15 protein-coding genes are annotated in these 16,487 nt (G+C 75.8%); 10 read left to right on the forward strand and 5 right to left on the reverse strand.

The window, feature by feature from the left end; translation table 11 throughout:
• Positions 1-76 precede the first annotated feature (76 nt).
• Together ABT299_RS46160 and rsgA are read right to left on the reverse strand one after the other, a co-directional pair.
• A complete protein-coding gene (locus ABT299_RS46160; RefSeq protein ID WP_500254694.1) occupies positions 77-589 on the reverse strand; it encodes a GNAT family N-acetyltransferase in 513 nt (170 codons plus the stop codon).
• On the reverse strand, positions 586-1,668 hold the full coding sequence (gene rsgA, locus ABT299_RS46165; RefSeq protein ID WP_500254695.1) for a ribosome small subunit-dependent GTPase A: 1,083 nt from the start codon (positions 1,666-1,668) through the stop codon (positions 586-588). Before rsgA ends, ABT299_RS46160 begins: the two co-directional genes overlap by 4 nt.
• A 308-nt stretch (positions 1,669-1,976) precedes the next feature.
• On the opposite strand from rsgA, the gene ABT299_RS46170 reads away from it, so the two are divergent.
• The 8 genes from ABT299_RS46170 to ABT299_RS46205 all read left to right on the forward strand — a co-directional run bounded on the left by ABT299_RS46170 (position 1,977) and on the right by ABT299_RS46205 (position 12,344).
• Positions 1,977-3,263 carry a hypothetical protein gene (locus ABT299_RS46170; RefSeq protein ID WP_500254696.1) on the forward strand — a complete coding sequence of 429 codons (1,287 nt, stop codon included), beginning with the start codon at positions 1,977-1,979 and terminating at the stop codon, positions 3,261-3,263.
• A gap of 85 nt (positions 3,264-3,348) precedes the next feature.
• Positions 3,349-4,086: a response regulator transcription factor gene (locus ABT299_RS46175; RefSeq protein WP_190856749.1), complete on the forward strand. Its 738-nt coding sequence runs from the start codon at positions 3,349-3,351 to the stop codon at positions 4,084-4,086.
• 43 nt (positions 4,087-4,129) lie between these two features.
• Positions 4,130-5,599, forward strand: a complete 1,470-nt coding sequence (locus ABT299_RS46180) for a sensor histidine kinase (RefSeq protein ID WP_500254697.1) — start codon at positions 4,130-4,132, stop codon at positions 5,597-5,599.
• Positions 5,600-5,710: 111 nt separating this feature from the next.
• Positions 5,711-7,096 (forward strand): bifunctional glycosyltransferase family 2/GtrA family protein, encoded by a 1,386-nt coding sequence (locus tag ABT299_RS46185; protein ID WP_500254698.1) that lies wholly within the window; start codon positions 5,711-5,713, stop codon positions 7,094-7,096.
• Complete coding sequence (locus tag ABT299_RS46190; RefSeq protein WP_500254699.1) at positions 7,093-9,321, forward strand: glycosyltransferase family 39 protein; 2,229 nt, start codon at positions 7,093-7,095, stop codon at positions 9,319-9,321. Before ABT299_RS46185 ends, ABT299_RS46190 begins: the two co-directional genes overlap by 4 nt.
• Positions 9,322-9,339: 18 nt before the next feature.
• Entirely contained in the window at positions 9,340-11,460 is a 2,121-nt protein-coding gene (locus ABT299_RS46195) for a glycosyltransferase family 39 protein (protein WP_500254700.1), read from the forward strand.
• A 104-nt stretch (positions 11,461-11,564) separates the two neighbouring features.
• Positions 11,565-11,864 (forward strand): 4a-hydroxytetrahydrobiopterin dehydratase, encoded by a 300-nt coding sequence (locus ABT299_RS46200; protein ID WP_190856744.1) that lies wholly within the window; start codon positions 11,565-11,567, stop codon positions 11,862-11,864.
• Between the two features lie 6 nt (positions 11,865-11,870).
• A complete protein-coding gene (locus ABT299_RS46205; RefSeq protein WP_500254701.1) occupies positions 11,871-12,344 on the forward strand; it encodes a TIGR00725 family protein in 474 nt (157 codons plus the stop codon).
• Positions 12,345-12,375: 31 nt separating this feature from the next.
• Here the strand turns inward: ABT299_RS46205 and ABT299_RS46210 are convergent, their stop codons facing one another.
• Positions 12,376-13,161 carry an SDR family NAD(P)-dependent oxidoreductase gene (locus tag ABT299_RS46210; RefSeq protein WP_500254702.1) on the reverse strand — a complete coding sequence of 262 codons (786 nt, stop codon included), beginning with the start codon at positions 13,159-13,161 and terminating at the stop codon, positions 12,376-12,378.
• A gap of 39 nt (positions 13,162-13,200) precedes the next feature.
• A complete protein-coding gene (locus tag ABT299_RS46215; protein WP_500254703.1) occupies positions 13,201-14,253 on the reverse strand; it encodes an alpha/beta hydrolase in 1,053 nt (350 codons plus the stop codon).
• Positions 14,254-14,317: 64 nt separating this feature from the next.
• Here ABT299_RS46215 and ABT299_RS46220 point away from each other — a divergent pair, with 64 nt between their 5' ends.
• The gene (locus ABT299_RS46220; protein ID WP_206699957.1) at positions 14,318-14,842 is read left to right on the forward strand and encodes a MarR family transcriptional regulator; all 525 of its coding nucleotides are present in this window, start codon (positions 14,318-14,320) and stop codon (positions 14,840-14,842) included.
• A 78-nt stretch (positions 14,843-14,920) separates the two neighbouring features.
• On the opposite strand, the gene ABT299_RS46225 is transcribed toward ABT299_RS46220, so the two are convergent.
• Positions 14,921-15,757, reverse strand: a complete 837-nt coding sequence (locus tag ABT299_RS46225; RefSeq protein WP_500254704.1) for a tyrosine-protein phosphatase — start codon at positions 15,755-15,757, stop codon at positions 14,921-14,923.
• Between the two features lie 149 nt (positions 15,758-15,906).
• Here ABT299_RS46225 and ABT299_RS46230 point away from each other — a divergent pair, with 149 nt between their 5' ends.
• Complete coding sequence (locus ABT299_RS46230) at positions 15,907-16,377, forward strand: PPOX class F420-dependent oxidoreductase (protein ID WP_190856739.1); 471 nt, start codon at positions 15,907-15,909, stop codon at positions 16,375-16,377.
• Positions 16,378-16,487: the final 110 nt, after the last annotated feature.

A 16,487-nucleotide genomic window follows, 5' to 3' on the forward strand; every position in this document is an offset into this window, starting at 1 on the left:
ACGCCCGTCGGGTTCTGGCTGTCCGCGCGGGGGGCCCGCGACCCCGGCGCCGCGGCGCCCCCCCCCCCCCGCCCGCTCACACCCCGAACGGCGCCGCGTACTCGATCACCCCGGACGGCACCGGACCGGACGAGCCGGCCAGCACCAGCGCCATCAGCGCCTCGTCCGGCACCTCGAACCCGGCCGACACCCCCAGCGACGACGCCCGCACGAACCCGAACCGCGGGTAGTACGCCGGATGCCCCAGCACCACCACCAGCCGCTCGCCCCGCCGCGCCGCCTCGGCCAGCGCCGCGCGGACCACCGCGCCGCCCGCGCCGCGCCGCTGGTACTCGGGCAGCACCGCCACCGGCGCCAGCGCCAATGCGTCCGCGCCGCCGACCCGGCAGCGCGTCAGCAGCGCGTACGCGGCGACCCGCCCGCCTTCGTCCTCGGCGACGAACGACAGGCCCGGCAACCACGCCGGGTCACCGCGCAGCGCGTCCACCAGATCGGCCTCCTCGGCCGTCGGGAACGCCGCCTCCACGACCCGGCGCACCGCCGCAGCGTCCGCGCCCGCCTCCGGGCGCACCGTCCAGTCCCCGCTCACCGGTCGCGCCCCTTCTCCTTGTACATCTGGCGCTGCCACCGGCGCACGGCCTTCCACTTGTCGCGCCGCTCGGCGCGCAGCCGCGCGTCGGTCCGCGACGCGATCCACGCGTTCTCGCACAGCAGCCTGCGGTAGCTGTCCAGGCGCCGCTGCGGCAGCGACCCGTCCGCGACGGCCGCCAGCACCGCGCAGCCCGGCTCGCCGAGGTGCGCGCAGTCGCCGAACCGGCAGCCGCCGGCCAGCTCCTCGATGTCGGCGAACGTCCGCCGCAGGCCGTCGCCGGCGTCGAACAGGCCCACGCCCCGCAGCCCCGGCGTGTCGATCAGGACGCCGCCGCCCGGCAGCGGGAGCAGCTCCCGCCGGACGGTGGTGTGCCGCCCCTTGCCGTCGGACGCCCGGACCTCGCCCGTGGCGAGCGCGTCGGCGCCCAGCAGCGCGTTGCCGAGCGTGGACTTGCCCGCGCCCGACGGCCCGACCAGCACCACCGTGCCCGACAGGACCGCCGCGACCACGTCCACGCCGTCACCGGTCGCGGCGCTGCACGCCACCACGTCCACGCCCGGAGCGGCGGCCGCGACCTCCGCCTGCGCCTCCGCGGCGGAGGCGACCCGGTCGGCCTTGGTGAGCACCACCACCGGCCGGGCGCCGCTCTCCCAGGCCAGCGCGAGCAGCCGCTCCAAGCGCCCGAGGACGGGATCGGGCACCAGCGGCACCGCGATCGCGACGGTGTCGACGTTGGCGGCCAGCACCTGGCCGTGCGAGTCACGTGCCGCCGACGACCGGACGATCGCGGTGCGGCGCGGCAGCAGCGCCGCCAGCACCGGACGCCCGTCCGGCCCGCCGGGCCGCAGCGCCGCCCAGTCGCCGGTGCACGGCGCCGCCGCCGGATCGGCCGGTGACCCGAGCGCCCCGGCCGACGCCCGGCCCGGACCCGACTCGGTCACCACGTCGCACAGGCCGCGGTCCACCGCGGCGACCCGCGCCGGCACCAGCCCGGCCGCGCGGTGAACGGAGAAGACGTTCTCCAAGGTCTCGTCCCAGCCGTAGGCGGACAGGGGAGACCCGTCGAAAGAAGACAACGGAATGGAACCCTTCGCATGAAGGGGCCTCGGCGAGCACGCCGGACGAAGCGGACCCGGGTCAGCCGGAGGCCCGGGAGATGAGGACGGGCTGGCTGCTGCGCGCAGCAGCGACCGCGACGACGGCCATGCACCTCACCCCCCTTTCGGTTCCGGCGCCCACCCTACCGGCCGCCCCGCGCCCGGGCCAGGCGATTAACGGCGGCACCGGCGAGCACACCGGCGGACACCGGCAGCGCGGGCGAAGGGGAGTGGAATGGGTAAACGGAAAGTATGGTGATTTGGGGCGGCGGACCGTGATGGGGGGCGTGACCGTGGACGAAAGGGACCGGCGGGACGAGCGGCCGCACGAACCGCGCGAACCGCGCAGGCCGCACGAGCCGGAGCGGGGCCTCGCCGAGCGCGCCGACCGGGCCGCGGCCGAACGCCTGGAAGACCTGTGGAACGGGCTCGCGCCCGTCGCCGGCGGCGCCGCCCGCCTCGCCACCACCGTCAGCGAACCCGTCCGGCACGCCGCCCGCGACGCCGCGTCCCTCGCCGCCGCCCGCATCGTCGAGCAGATGGCCGGCACCCCGGTGATGCGGGCCGTGGAGAAGGCCGCACGCGACGCCGCCGTCAAGGCCGCCTCGGCCGCCGCGGAGAAGGCCGTGCGGGAGGCCCGCGCCGCCGCCGAGGCCAACCCCGCCACCGCGCCCGCCGTCGAGGCCGCCACCGCCGCGATGACCCTCGCCGAGCAGGCCGCCCGGCACCCCATGGCGATCGCCGCGCGCCGCCTCGCCGCCCGCAGCCCCCTGGCCCGCGCCGCCACCGCCACCGCGCTGGACATGGCGGGCCGCACCATGACCACCGCCGCCGCCTCGCCCGCCGTGCAGGCCGCCACCCGCGCCGTCGTGGACGCCGCGATCGACGCCGTCGCCGACGCGGCCGTCGACGCCGCCCTGGTCGCCGGCCGCGACATCGTCGGGCGCGTCGTCCGGGAGACCGCCCGCGAGACCGCCCGGGATCTGGCCGCCGCGCTGCGCGACCGCGCCCGCGGCTCCGCCGAGCTCAACGCGATCGCCGCCGAGCTCACCCCGATCGCCGGCGCCGCCGTCGGCGCCGGCCGCGACCTGGCCGAGCGCACCGGCGCCCGCGACGCCGCCCGCTCCGCCGGCGGGCTGCTGGCCGCCGCCGCGGGCGGCGCGTTCGCCCGCACCGCCCGCGACCTGGCCGCCCGCGCCGCCGCGCAGGCCGCCACCGCCGCGATCGAGGTGGTCATGGCCGAACTGCTCCGCGAAGCCCTGAAGATCGCGATGAAGGACGTGCTGCGCGACATGGTCCTCGACGTCGCCCGCGACGTCGTGGTGGACGTGGCCCGCACCACCTGGACCACCGCCGCCCGCCCCACGCCCGCAACCGGCCCCGCGACGGGTACGGCTACCGGTTCCGGCCCCGTCGTCGTCCGCGTCACCGCCGAGACCATCACCACCGACATCGCCGGCACCACCGAGGCCGGCGCGGCGCACGGCGACCCCTGGGCCGACGCCACCGACGACGTCCGCGGCGACCTCCCCGGCGACCTTCGCGGCCCGGCCGACGGCGCTCCGCCCCGCTGAAGGCCCGCTCAGAACTTTCTGAAAGATCCATGAGAAACGCCCGCCCGCGGCCGGAGCCCTCACCGGCGGTGCTTACGGTGAGTGCATGGAGCCCGGCACCCCGCAGGCGGCGCCCGCCGCACGGATACTGATCGTCGACGACGAGCCCGCCGTCCGCGAATCGCTGTCCAGCAGCCTGGAGTTCGAGGGATACCGGGTCGCCGAGGCCGCCGACGGCGCCATGGCCCTGGAACGCGTCCAGGCCGACCGCCCCGACCTGGTCGTGCTCGACGTGCTGATGCCCCGCATGGACGGCCTGACCACCTGCCGGCGGCTGCGCGCCCTCGGCGCCACCATGCCGGTGCTGATGCTCACCGCCCGCGACATGGTCGGCGACCGCGTCACCGGCCTGGACGCCGGCGCCGACGACTACCTCGCCAAACCCTTCGAGCTGGACGAACTGCTGGCGCGGGTGCGGGCCCTGCTGCGCCGCAGCGCGATGAACGCCGACACCGGCGGCGACGCCCGCCGCGAGGACGTCCTGGCCTTCGACGACCTGCGGATGAACACCCTCACCCGCGAGGTCGCCCGCGCCGGCCGCCCCCTGTCCCTCACCCGCACCGAGTACATGCTGCTGGAGATGTTCCTGGCCCACCCCCGCCAGGTCCTCACCCGCGAGCAGATCCTGGAGACCGTCTGGGGCTTCGACTTCGAACCCGCCTCCAATTCCCTCGACGTGTACGTGATGTACCTGCGGCGCAAGACCGAGGCCGGCGGGATGCCGCGGCTCGTGCACACCGTCCGCGGCGTCGGCTACGTCCTGCGGACGGCGGCGTCCCCGTGACCGCCGGGCGGCGTCCCGGCGCGGCACGCCCGGGCGCCCGCCGATGACGCGGCGGCTGACGCTGCGCGCCCGGATGGCGCTGCTCACCGCCGTCGCCGTCGCGCTCGCCGTCGCCGTGTGCGCCGCCGCCGGCTGGTACCTCACCCGCAACCAGCTCTACCACGAGCTGGACCGCCGCCTCGGCTCCTTCTCCACCCCGCCCGGCCCCGAGGCCCCCGGCGCGCCCGGCGGCCCCGGCGGGCCCGGCCGCGGCGTCCAGCGGATGCTGGGCCGGCAGGTCGAGGCCGCGCTGATGGACTGCCGCGCCGACGCCACCACCGGCACCGGCGACGGCCGGGTGTTCGGCCCCTACGAGATCGTCCAGGTGATCAACGCGCAGGGGCGGCCCTGCACGATCCCCGACGCCGGCTCGCTGAAGGTCACCGCCGCCGACGCCGCCGTCGCCCGCGGCGACGGCGACCGCGCCCTGCACGACGGCACCGGCGTCAGCCCGAGCGGCAAGACCGAGGACGTGCGGATCCTCACCTTCCCCACCCACGCCGCCGACGGCACCCCCATCGCGCTGTCGGTCGCGCTGTCCCTGGACGAGGTCGAGGGACCGCTGGACAACCTCGCGCTGCTGCTGGTCGCCGTCACCGCCCTCGGCGTGCTGGTGTCCGCCGGCGCCGGCCTGATGATCGCCCGCGCGTCGCTGCGGCCCGTCGACGAGCTGACCGGCGCCGTCGAGCACATCGCCCGCACCGAGGACCTCGGCACCCGCATCCCCGCCGAGGGCACCGACGAGATCGCCCGGCTCAGCCGCTCCTTCAACGCCATGACCGGCGCGCTGGCCGCCTCCCGCGAACGGCAGCAGCAGCTCATCGCCGACGCCGGGCACGAGCTGCGCACCCCCCTCACCAGCCTGCGCACCAACATCGACCTGCTGTTGCGCGCCGAGGCCACCGGCCGCGACCTGCCCGCCGCCGCCCGCCACAACCTGCTCGTCAGCGTCAAGGCGCAGATGCACGAGCTGTCCAGCCTGGTCGGGGACCTGCTGGAACTCGCCCGGCCCGACGAGGCCGAACCCGTCCAGGAGACCGTCGCGCTGCACGACGTCGTGGACCGCGCCGTCGAACGCGCCCGGCTGCGCGGCCCCGGCCTGACCGTCCGGGCCGACACCGAGCCCTGGTACGTCCAGGGCGACCCCGCCTCGCTGGAACGCGCCGTGGTGAACCTGCTGGACAACGCCGTGAAGTTCTCCCCGCCCGCCGGGACCGTCACCGTCCGGCTCGCCGGCGGCGAGCTGACCGTCCGCGACCACGGCCCCGGCATCCCCGCCGCCGACCTGCCGCACGTGTTCGAGCGGTTCTGGCGGTCCCCGTCGGCGCGCAGCCTGCCCGGCTCCGGGCTCGGCCTGTCGATCGTCGCCCGCGTCGTCGCCGAGACGGGCGGCAGCGTCGACCTCGAACCCGCCGAGGGCGGCGGCGCGCTGGCCCGCGTCCGCCTCCCCGGAACCGGCGCACCCCGCGACTGACCACCCGCGACCGACCACCCGCAGGGTGGATCCGCAGGCCGCGCGGGTTTCTCATACCGCGTTAATCCACGGCTCAGGGGCTTCCCACACCCGCACCCGAACCTCGGTCCCATGAGTCACCTTGTCACCGAACGGGGCACGCCCGCCGGGCCGCCCCCGCCCGTGCACGACCACGGCGGGCGGGGAAGGCTGGTCGAGGTGGTCATCCCCGTCTACAACGAGGAACGCGTCCTGGCCGCGAGCGTGCGGCGGCTGCACGCCTACCTGGCCGACACCTTCCCCTACCCGTTCCGCATCACCATCGCCGACAACGCCAGCACCGACGGCACCTGGCGCGCCGCCCGGGACCTGATGGCGCGGCTCGACCACGTCAACGCCGTCCACCTGGAGCTGAAGGGACGAGGACGCGCCCTGCGGCACGTGTGGGGCACCAGCGACGCCGACGTCGTCGCCTACATGGACGTCGACCTGTCCACCGACCTGGACGCGTTCCTTCCGCTGGTCGCGCCGCTGATCTCCGGGCACAGCGACCTGGCCATCGGGTCCCGGCTCACCCGCGGGTCCGCCGTCGTGCGCGGCCCCCGCCGCGAGGTCATCTCCCGCTGCTACAACCTGCTGCTGCGCACCACCCTCGCCGCCCGCTTCTCCGACGCCCAGTGCGGCTTCAAGGCCGCCCGCACCGAGATCGTGCAGGCGCTGCTGCCGTCGGTGGAGGACGAGGAGTGGTTCTTCGACACCGAGCTGCTGCTGCTCGCCGAACGCAACGGGCTGCGCATCCACGAGGTCCCCGTCGACTGGGTCGACGACCCCGACTCCCGCGTCGACGTCGTCCGCACCGCCCGCGACGACCTGCGCGGCATGGCCCGCGTCGCCCGCCGCATGCTCACCGGCGCGTTCCGCGCCCCCGTCGGCGGCCGCCGCGCCCCCGCCGCACCCTCCGCGGGCGACGCGCTGCCCGCCGGGATGGCGCGGCAACTGCCCGCCTTCGCCGTCATCGGCGCCATCAGCACCGTCGCGCAGCTCGTCCTGTTCGTCCTGCTGCGGCTGGTCATGGGCCCGCTGTGGGCGAACGCGCTGTCGCTGATCATCACCACCGTCGGCAACACCGCCGCCAACCGCCGCTTCACCTTCGGCGTCACCGGCACCGGCCGCGCCCTGCGCCAGCAGCTCGAAGGCGGCCTGGCGTTCCTGCTCGGCCTCGCGCTGTCCACCGGCGGGCTCGCGCTGCTGCACGCCGCCGCGCCCGGCGCGTCCCGCGCCGTCGAGGTCGGCGCGCTCATCGCCGCCAACGCCGTCGCCACCCTGGTGCGGTTCCTGCTGATGCGCGCCTGGATCTTCCACCCCCGCCGCCTGGCGGACCGCGACGCAGGCGCCGGCTCCCCGCCCGCCGGCGACCCGCGCACCGACGATCCGCACGCCGCCCTCCGCACCGACGTCACGATCTCCCGGGACGGCCGCGCGCCGGCCGCCGGGGAGACCGGAGGAAACCTGTCATGACCCAGACGCTCCCCGCGCCGCCCACCGGAACCGCGGCGCCCGCGCCCCGCGGAAGGATCCGCCGGATCCTGCTCGGCGGCCCCGGCGACCCCGCATGGTCGCGCCCCGCGCTGTGGGCGGTGCTGGCCCTAGCCGCCGCCCTGTACGCCTGGGACCTGAACTCCGGCGGCTACGCCAACAGCTACTACTCCGCCGCCGTCAAGAGCGGCACCCAGAGCTGGAAGGCGTTCTTCTTCGGCTCCCTGGACGCCGGCAACTACATCACCGTCGACAAGCCGCCGATGGCGCTGTGGGCGCAGGAGCTGGCCGCCCGCGTCATCGGGTTCGGCACCCCCGCCCTGCTGCTCCCGCAGGTCATCGAGGGCGTCGCCGCCGTGGCGATCCTGCACGCCACCGTGCGCCGCGCGTTCGGGCACCCCGCCGCGCTCATCGCCGCCGCCGTGCTGGCCCTCACCCCGATCACCGTCGCGATCAACCGCGACAACAACCCCGACACCCTGCTGGTGCTGCTGCTGGTCGCCGCCGCGTGGGCGTGCCAGCGCGCCGTCGAGACCGGGCGGCTGCGGCCCCTGCTGCTGTCGGCGTTCCTGGTCGGCTGCGGCTTCAACACCAAGATGCTGCAGGCGTTCCTGGTCGTCCCCGCGTTCGCGCTGGTCTACCTGATCGCCGGACGTCCCGGGATCGTGCGGCGCCTCGGGCACCTGGTCGCCGCCGGCGCCGTCCTCGCCGTCTCGTCGTCGTGGTGGATGCTGATCGTCGACGCCGTCCCCGCGGGCAGCCGCCCCTACATCGGCGGCAGCACCGACGGCACCGTCTGGGACCTGGTCATCGGCTACAACGGCCTCGGCCGCGTCTTCGGCGAGAACAACGGCCCCGGCGGCGGACGCGGCGGACCCGGTGGCGGCGCCTCCTTCGGCGGCCGGTCCGGCGCCGGACGGCTGTTCAACGACATCGTCGGCGGCCAGATCTCCTGGCTGATCCCGTTCGCCGTGATCGCGCTGGTCGCCTGCCTGGTCCTGCTGTGGAAGCGGCCCCGCACCGACCTCGCCCGCGCCGCGCTGCTGCTGTGGGGCGGCTGGCTCGCCGTCCACTACGTCATCTTCAGCTTCGCCGAAGGCACCTTCCACCCCTACTACACCACCGCTCTCGGCCCCGCGATCGCCGCGCTGACCGGCGCGGGCGCCGTCCTGCTGTTCCGCGCGGACCGCGGCGAGGCCCGCTGGAGCCGGGTGCGGCCGCTGGTGGGGGCGGTCGCGATCGCCGTGACCGGAGCGTGGGCGTTCGCCCTGCTGAACCGCACCCCGTCCTGGCACCCCTGGCTGCGCTGGACGATCCTCGCCGCGACCGCGGTCTCGATCGCGGCGCTGCTGCTGGGCCGTTTCGTCCGCCGCGCCGGCACCCGCGCCGTCGTCGCCGGGACCGTCCTCGCCGCCGTCGCGACGCTGGCCGGGCCGGGCGCCTACGCGGTGTCGGCCGCGTCCACCGCCTCCAACGGCAGCAACCCGCAGGCCGGGCCGTCCACCGGATTCGGCGGTCCCGGAGGCATGCGCGGCATGCCCGGCGGCATGCCCGGCGGGTTCAGGGGAGGCTTCCCCGGCGGCCAGCCGCCCGGCGGCGTGCCGGGCGGTCGGCTGCCCGGCGGGGCGCCCGGCGCCGCACCCGGCGGGCAGACCCCCGCCGGGGAAGGCTCCGCGGGCCAGGGCTCCGGCTCGGGCGGCGGGCAGATGCCGTGGACGCGCGGTGACCGCTCTCAGCGGTCCGGCGGCGCACGCGGCGGGTTCGGCGGGTTCGGCGGCGGCCCCGGCGGCGAGGTCAGCGCTCAGATGATCTCCTACCTGGAGAAGAACCAGGGGAGCGCGACCTGGCTGGTGGCGGTCTCCAGCGCCCAGTCCGCGAGCTCGATCATCCTCAGCACCGGACGCCCCGTCATCGCGATGGGCGGCTTCACCGGCTCCGACCCCGCGATGACCGTCGCCAAGCTGCAGAAGTACGTCAAGGACGGCAGGCTGCGCTACGTCATGCTCGGCGGCGGCATGGGCCCCGGCGGCGGGAACTCCTCCGTCACCGCCTGGGTGCAGAAGAACGGCACCCTGGTCGACCCCTCCGAATACGGCGGCACCTCCTCGTCCGGCACCTCGCAGTCGGGCGCCTCGCAGTCGGGCGCCTCGCAGTCCGGTTCCGCGTCGTCCGGCTCCACCGGCGCCCAGCTGTACAAGCTGGGCTGACCCCTGGGATATCCCACGATGACCTCCACGATCCAGGCCTCCCCGCCCGCCCACCGCACCCTGGACGGGCGGGGAGGCCGCCCCCGCCGGGCCCTGCGCCGCCTGTGGCGCGGACCCGCCGCCGACCCCGCGTGGGCGCGGCCCGCCCTGCTCGCCCTGCTCGCCGCGACCGCCGTGCTGTACCTGTGGGGCCTCGGCGCGTCCGGATGGGCCAACGCGTTCTACTCCGCCGCCGTCCAGGCCGGCGCCACCAGCTGGAAGGCGTTCTTCTTCGGCTCCTCCGACGCCGCCAACGCCATCACCGTCGACAAGACGCCCGCCGCGCTGTGGCCGATGGAGATCGCCGCGCGGATCTTCGGGGTGAACTCCTGGAGCATCCTGGTCCCGCAGGCGCTGATGGGCGTCGCCACCGTCGCGACGCTGTACGCGGCGGTCCGGCGCCGGTTCCCCGCCTGGGCGGGGCTGCTGGCCGGGGCGGCGCTCGCCGTCACCCCGGTCGCCGCGCTGATGTTCCGGTTCAACAACCCCGACGCGCTGCTGGTGCTGCTGCTGACCGCCGGCGCCTACGCCGCGATCCGCGCCCAGGAGAACGCGAGCACCCGCTGGCTGCTGGCCGCGGCCGCGTTCGTCGGCACCGGGTTCCTGGCCAAGATGCTGCAGGCGTTCCTGGTCGTGCCGGTGTTCGCGCTGGTGTACCTGGTCACCGCTCCCGCGCCCGTGCGGCGGCGGCTGTGGCAGCTGGTCCTCGCCGGCGCCGCCCTGGTGGCGTCGGCCGGCTGGTGGGTGCTGGCCGTGGCGCTGGTGCCCGCCTCGTCCCGCCCCTACATCGGCGGATCCCAGCACGACTCCGTCCTGGAACTGGCGCTCGGCTACAACGGGATCGGCCGCCTCAACGGCGACGAGACCGGCGGCCTGGGCAACCTCAACCAGGACGCCGGCGTCGGCCGGATGTTCGGCGCCGCGATCGGCGGCCAGATCTCCTGGCTGCTGCCCGCCGCGCTGGTCCTGCTGGCCGCGGGGCTGTGGGTCACCCGCCGCGCGCCCCGCACCGACCCGGCCCGCGCCGCGCTGCTGGTGTGGGGCGGGTGGCTGCTGCTCACCGGCGCGGTCTTCAGCGAGATGCAGGGCATCTTCCACGAGTACTACACCGTCGCGCTCGCCCCCGCCGTCGCCGCCCTGGTCGGGATCGGCGCCGCGCTGCTGTGGGAGCGGCGCCGCACCACCGAGGGCGCCGCGTTCCTGTCGGTGACGGTCGCCGTCACCGCCGTGTGGGCGTACGTGCTGCTCGGCCGCGCCCCCGGCTGGCACCCCTGGCTCGGCCCGGCGATCGTCGCGGCCGGGCTGGTCGCGGCCGCCGCGCTCGCCGGCGTCCGGCTGCTGCGCGGGCCGCTGCTGGCCGCCGTGCTGGTCCTGGCCACCGCCGCGTCCCTGGCGGGGCCCGCAGCGTACGCGGTGGAGACGGCCGGCACCCCGCACACCGGGGCGATCGTCACCGCCGGCCCCCGCACCTCCGGTGGCTTCGGACCCGGACGCGGCGGACCGGGCGGGGGACCGGCCGGAGGACGCGGCGCCGGCCGTCCCGGCGGCGGCTGGAACCGCGGCCAGGGGTTCGCGCCGCCGCAGGGCGGGCAGCCCGGCGCCGGCGTCCCCGGACGCGGCTTCCCCGGCCAGGGAAACGGGGCTGGCGCCTCCCAGGGCACGGCGCCCGGCGGGTTCGGCGGCGGACGCCCCGGCGGCGCCGGCGGCGGCCCGGGCGGCCTGCTGAACGCCGGAACTCCCAGCGCGCAGGTCACCGCCGCACTCAAGGCCGGCGCGAAGTCATACACCTGGGCGGCGGCCGCGGTCGGGTCGAACACCGCCGCCGGCTACCAGCTCGCCTCCGGTGAGCCGGTCATGGCGGTCGGCGGCTTCAACGGCACCGACCCCGCCCCCACCCTCGCGCGGTTCCAGCGGCTCGTCCGCCAGGGAAGGATCCACTACTTCGTCGGCGGCGGCGGGATGATGACGGGCCGCGGCGGAGGCAGCGGCAGCGACGACGCCCAGAAGATCAGCCAATGGGTCGCGGCGACCTTCACGGCGACGTCCGTCGGCGGCGTCACCCTGTACGACCTGTCGACCGGCGCGTCCGGAACGGCGTGACGCGCGTTCCCGTGGCGCGTGACCCGCGCCACGGGAACCCGCGGGTTCCGTGATGTACTCGGGGAAGGAGACCGCAGCGACCCGACGACAGGGAGTGACCACCGATGGCCGACACGCTCGACGACGCCGCCGTCGCCGACCGCCTGCGCGACCTGCCCGCCTGGAGCAGGCACGGCGACGAGATCCGCCGGGAGGTGAAGGCGCCGTCGTTCGCGGAGGGGATCGCGGTGGTCGACGACGTCGCCCGGGCCGCCGAGGACGCCGACCACCACCCCGACATCGACATCCGGTGGCGGACGCTGACGTTCGCGCTGTCCACCCACAGCGCCGGCGGCCTGACCGGCAAGGACTTCGACCTCGCCGCGGTGATCGACCGGATCGCCGCCCGGCACGGCGCCGAGTAGCCGGCCGTGGCCGTCCAGGTGGCGGTGTGCGGCCCGGCCGAGTGCACCGAACGGGACTGGGACCGCGCCCACGAGACCGGCCGGCTGCTCGCCGGCCGCGGCGCCGTGCTGATCTGCGGCGGGCACGGCGGCGTCATGGCCGCCGCCGCGGCCGGCGCCCGCTCGGCCGGCGGGACCGTGGTCGGGGTGCTGCCGGCCGCCGACCGGTCCGCCGCCGGCCCCGACCTGAGCGTCGTGCTGCCGACCGGGCTCGGCCAGGCCCGCAACAACGTGATCGTCAACGCCGCCGACGCCGTCATCGTCGTCGGCGGGTCCTGGGGGACGCTGTCGGAGCTGGCGCTGGCGATGCGCGCCGGGCGGGTCCCGGTCGTGCAGCTCGGCGGCTGGCTGGTCCACGACGAGGACGGCCGGCCCGTCGCCGGGATCGTGCACGCCACCGACCCCGCCGACGCCGTCCAGGCCACCGGCCTGTGGCAGTGACCCGCCCGGCGCGCGCCCGCCCGGGGGCGGGTCAGTGGACGGAGAACCCGCCGTCCACGAAGATCGCCTGCCCGGTGACGTAGGACGCCGACGGCGACGCCAGGAACACCGCCGCGCCCGCGAAGTCCTCGGCGAGGCCGTTGCGGCCGGTCATCGTCCGCGCGGCGAGCGCCTCGACCCGCGCCGGGTCGTCCTGCAGCCGCGCGTTCAGCGGCGTCAGGACGAAACCCGGCACGAGGGTGTTGGCGGTGACGCCCCGCGCCGACCACGCCTCCGCCTGCGAGCGGGCCAGCGCGACCAGCCCCGCCTTCGACACCCCGTAGGCGCCGCTGGTGACGAACGCCCGGAACGCCTGCTGCGAGGCGATGTGGATCAGCCGTCCGTAGCCGCGTTCGGCCATGCCCGGCCCGAACCGCTGGCCGAGCAGGAACGGGGCGTCCAGGTTCACCGCCATCGTCGCGTCCCACACGTCCTCGCCGAGCTCGTCCATCGGCGGCCGCAGGTTGATCCCCGCCGCGTTGACGAGCACGTCGGGCTCGCCGAACGGCTCCGCCATGGCCCGCGCCGCGTCCGCGACGCCGGCGCGGGACCCGAGGTCGGCGCTGACCCGGGCCCCCCGGCAGCCGTGGGACTCCAGCTCCCGGACGGTGTCGGCGAGTTCGGGTTCGCGCCGCGCGACCACGACGACGGACGCGCCCGCCCGCGCCAGCGCCACCGCGATGGCCCGCCCGATCCCGGAGCTTCCGCCGGTCACCACCGCCGTCCTGCCCTCCAGCGAGAACAGCCCGGACAGGTACGACGCCGTTTGATCGATCATGTACGGAAGCCTACGGGCCGCCGGGCTCCGCCGGCGCGCTCAGGGCGCGAGGCGGTGCTCTCCGGGCGCGAGGCGGTGCGCCAGCCAGGCGAGGGCCTGGGGATGGCGGTACTCGATCGCCGTGTGGCCCGCCTCGAAGAGCTCGAACCGGACGGTGTCGTCGGGCACACCGGCCCGCCGCACCGCCTCGCGGAAGGCCAGGGCGCCGAGGTCGAGGAACCACTCGTCGCGGGTCCCCGCGTCGATCCAGATCGCGCGCATGGACCGCAGCGCCTCGGCGTGCGCGGGCGCCATCCGGACGGGGTCCCAGCGCAGCCAGCGCTCCCACACCTCGGGCCGCAGCGCCCCGGTGACGGGGTCGAACGGCAGCACGGGCGTGCCGTCGGCGTCCGGTGAGAAGCACGCCGACACCGCGAGGATCTCCAGCAGCCGCAGGTCCTCCTCCTTGGTGAAGGCGACGCGGGAGCCGAAGTCGCGCCACCAGGCGAAGATGTCGCCGTCGTAGGCGCGCAGGTGGCGGACGGCGTGCAGGAAGTGCGGGATGTACTGGGCCTCGGACAGGGAGTCGCCCGAGTGGGTGGCGAACGCGCCGAACAGGTCGGGGCGCAGCATCGAGGTGACCATGGCGCCGAGCCCGCCGCTGGACTTGCCGGCGACCGCGCGGTGGTCGCGGTCGGCGAGCGTCCGGTAGCGGGCGTCGACCCAGGGGACGACCTCCTCGCACAGGTAGGAGTGGTAGCGGCCGGTTCCGGCGGAGTCGACGTACTGGCTGCCGCCGTAGGTGGTCCAGGCGTCCACGAACACCATGATCATCGGCGGTGCCTCGCCGCGGGCGAACAGCGCGTCGGTGGCGACCGGCACCGAGGTGCGGAAGGCGCCGGGCTGGTTGCTCCAGGCCGGGAGCGTGCCGGCGAAGCCGAGCAGCATGTAGACGGCCGGGTAGCGGCGCTCGGGCTCGTCGTCGTAGCCGGGGGGCGTGTACACCCACAGCGGCCTGCTGTGCGGGTCCCCGAGGGGGTTGCCGCGCAGCAGCCGGCTGTCGATGGTGCGTTCGTCGATCCGGCCGGCGAATCCGGGGGGCCACAAAGGCATGGGGGAGTCCTCACTCTCTGTTACTACGAAACCATACTATCGGAGAAGATAGTATCTTCGCGGTGTGGAGGACTCGATCGACCGGCACATCGCCTACTGGTCCCGGGAACTGGCGGACCTCGACCCCGACCTCGAGGGCGCGATCACCCGCATGCAGACCCTCGTCGCGTTCCTCAGGCGGCGCCGCGAGGCCGCGCTCAAGGCACGCCGCCTCAAGGGCTGGGAGTACGACGTCCTCTGGCGGCTCCGCTCCACCGGGCCGCCCTACCAGGCCACGCCCACCTGGCTCGCCCAGGCGCTGGACACCCACCCCGCCACCCTCACCAGCAGGCTCGACCGGCTGGAGGAGTCGGGGTACCTCACCCGCGCGCACGACCCGTCCGACCGGCGGCGGCTCCTGGTCGCGCTCACCGACAAGGGCCACGCCGCGTGGGAGGGCACCATCGGCGACCAGGCCGCCGCCGAGCACGCACTGCTCGCACCGCTCACCGGCGACGAGCGCGCGCAGTTGTCCGCCCTGCTCCGCAAGGTCGCCGCGGCCGTCGAGGCCGAAGGGCCGCCGCTGATGCCGCCCGTCGAAGGCCCCTGACCCCGCCGCGGCGCGGCGCCACGCGTCCCGGCCGCCCGCTCGCGCAGGCCGCCGGGACGCGGATCGCCGGGCCGCGGGTCAGGAGGTCAGGAGCCGGGCGCGCAGCGCCGCGATGGTCGCGTCGCTGAGCCCCAGCCCCTTGTGAACGTAGTTGTCGAAGCCCCCGTAGACGCCGTCGACCTCGTGGAACGCCTCGTCCAGCCACGACGACTCCACCGCGTCCGGCCGGCCGAGGTAGGTGTTGCTGGCCAGGTAGTCCTGGTACACCGTCGCCTTCGGGACGCCCAGGAGCGTCAGCAGCACCGCCGCGCCCCAGCCGGTCCGGTCCTTGCCCGCCGTGCAGTGGAACACCGTCGCGCCCGGGTTGGCCGCGATCGAGGTCAGCAGGTCGCGGTAGGCGCGGCTCGCGCCGCTGAAGTCCACCATGAACGGGTAGGCGATCGACTGCCCGATGTTGGACGATCCCGTGACCAGCCCCATCAGGAACCCGTACAGCAGGCTCCCCAGCGCCGGGTTGGCGAACGAGATGCCGTGCGTCAGGTCCTCCACGTCGGCGACCTTGTAGGCGATCCCGGCGGGCAGCCGGTCCGGGTCGTCCGAGCGCTCCTTGGCGTTGCGCAGGTCCACATCCAGCGTGATCCCCAGGCTCAGCAGCGTCTGCTGGTCGGCGTCCGACAGGTTCGCCAGCGAGTTGGACCGGTAGACGACACCGCTGCGGACGTGACGGCCGTCGGCGGTCGCGTAGCCGCCGAGGTCGCGGAAGTTGGCGGCCGTCGCCAGCCGCGGCGCCGCGGCGGCCAGCGGAGAGGCGGCGGACGCCCGCGCGGGGACGTCCGCCAGGGCGGGGGGCGCGGTCAGCGCGCCGGCCAGCAGCGCGGTGCCGAGCAGGACTCCGGACGTGCGGGAGGTGCGCATGGCGATCCTCGAGGGGCGGGGGAGAGGGGGACGCCCGTCATCATGCAGGCCCGCCCGACGGCGATGAACTGGTGAGCCCTCAAAACTTCCCGGCGATCATTGTGCGGGGCGACAACGGGCGCCGCCCGGCCCGTCCCTAAGGTGGAGGCATGGCTCCTTCGATCGCCACCGCGAACCGCGTCGAACGCTCCGAACTGCTGGAATTCCTGCGGCCCCGGCACCGCGCGCTGATCGCCACGACACGCGCCGACGGCCGCCCGCAGCTGTCGCCGGTCACCTGCGGCGTCGACGGCGAGGGACGCGTCGTGGTGTCCACCTACCCCGAGCGCGCCAAGGCCCGCAACGCCCGCCGCGACGCGCGGGTGTCGCTGTGCGTGCTGTCCGACGACTGGAACGGCCCCTACGTGCAGGTCGACGGGACCGCCGAGGTCCTCGACATGCCCGAGGCCGCCGACGCCCTGGTCGACTACTACCGGTGCATCGCCGGCGAGCACCCCGACTGGGACGAGTACCGCGAGGCGATGCGCCGCCAGGACAAGTCCCTCATCCGCGTCACCATCGACCGCTGGGGCCCGATCTCGACCGGCGGCTTCCCCGCCCGCCTCGCCCCCACCGACTGACCCCGTCCCGAATACGCCCGGACCGCCTTCCTGACGAACTCGACATCCGCTGTCGGGGTGATCCTGTATAACCGGATCACCCCGCGCCGAATCCCGTCGATCGCCAGGAA

It is taken from the genome of Spirillospora sp. NPDC000708, assembly GCF_040299565.1.
Classification (GTDB): Bacteria; Actinomycetota; Actinomycetes; order Streptosporangiales; family Streptosporangiaceae; genus Spirillospora.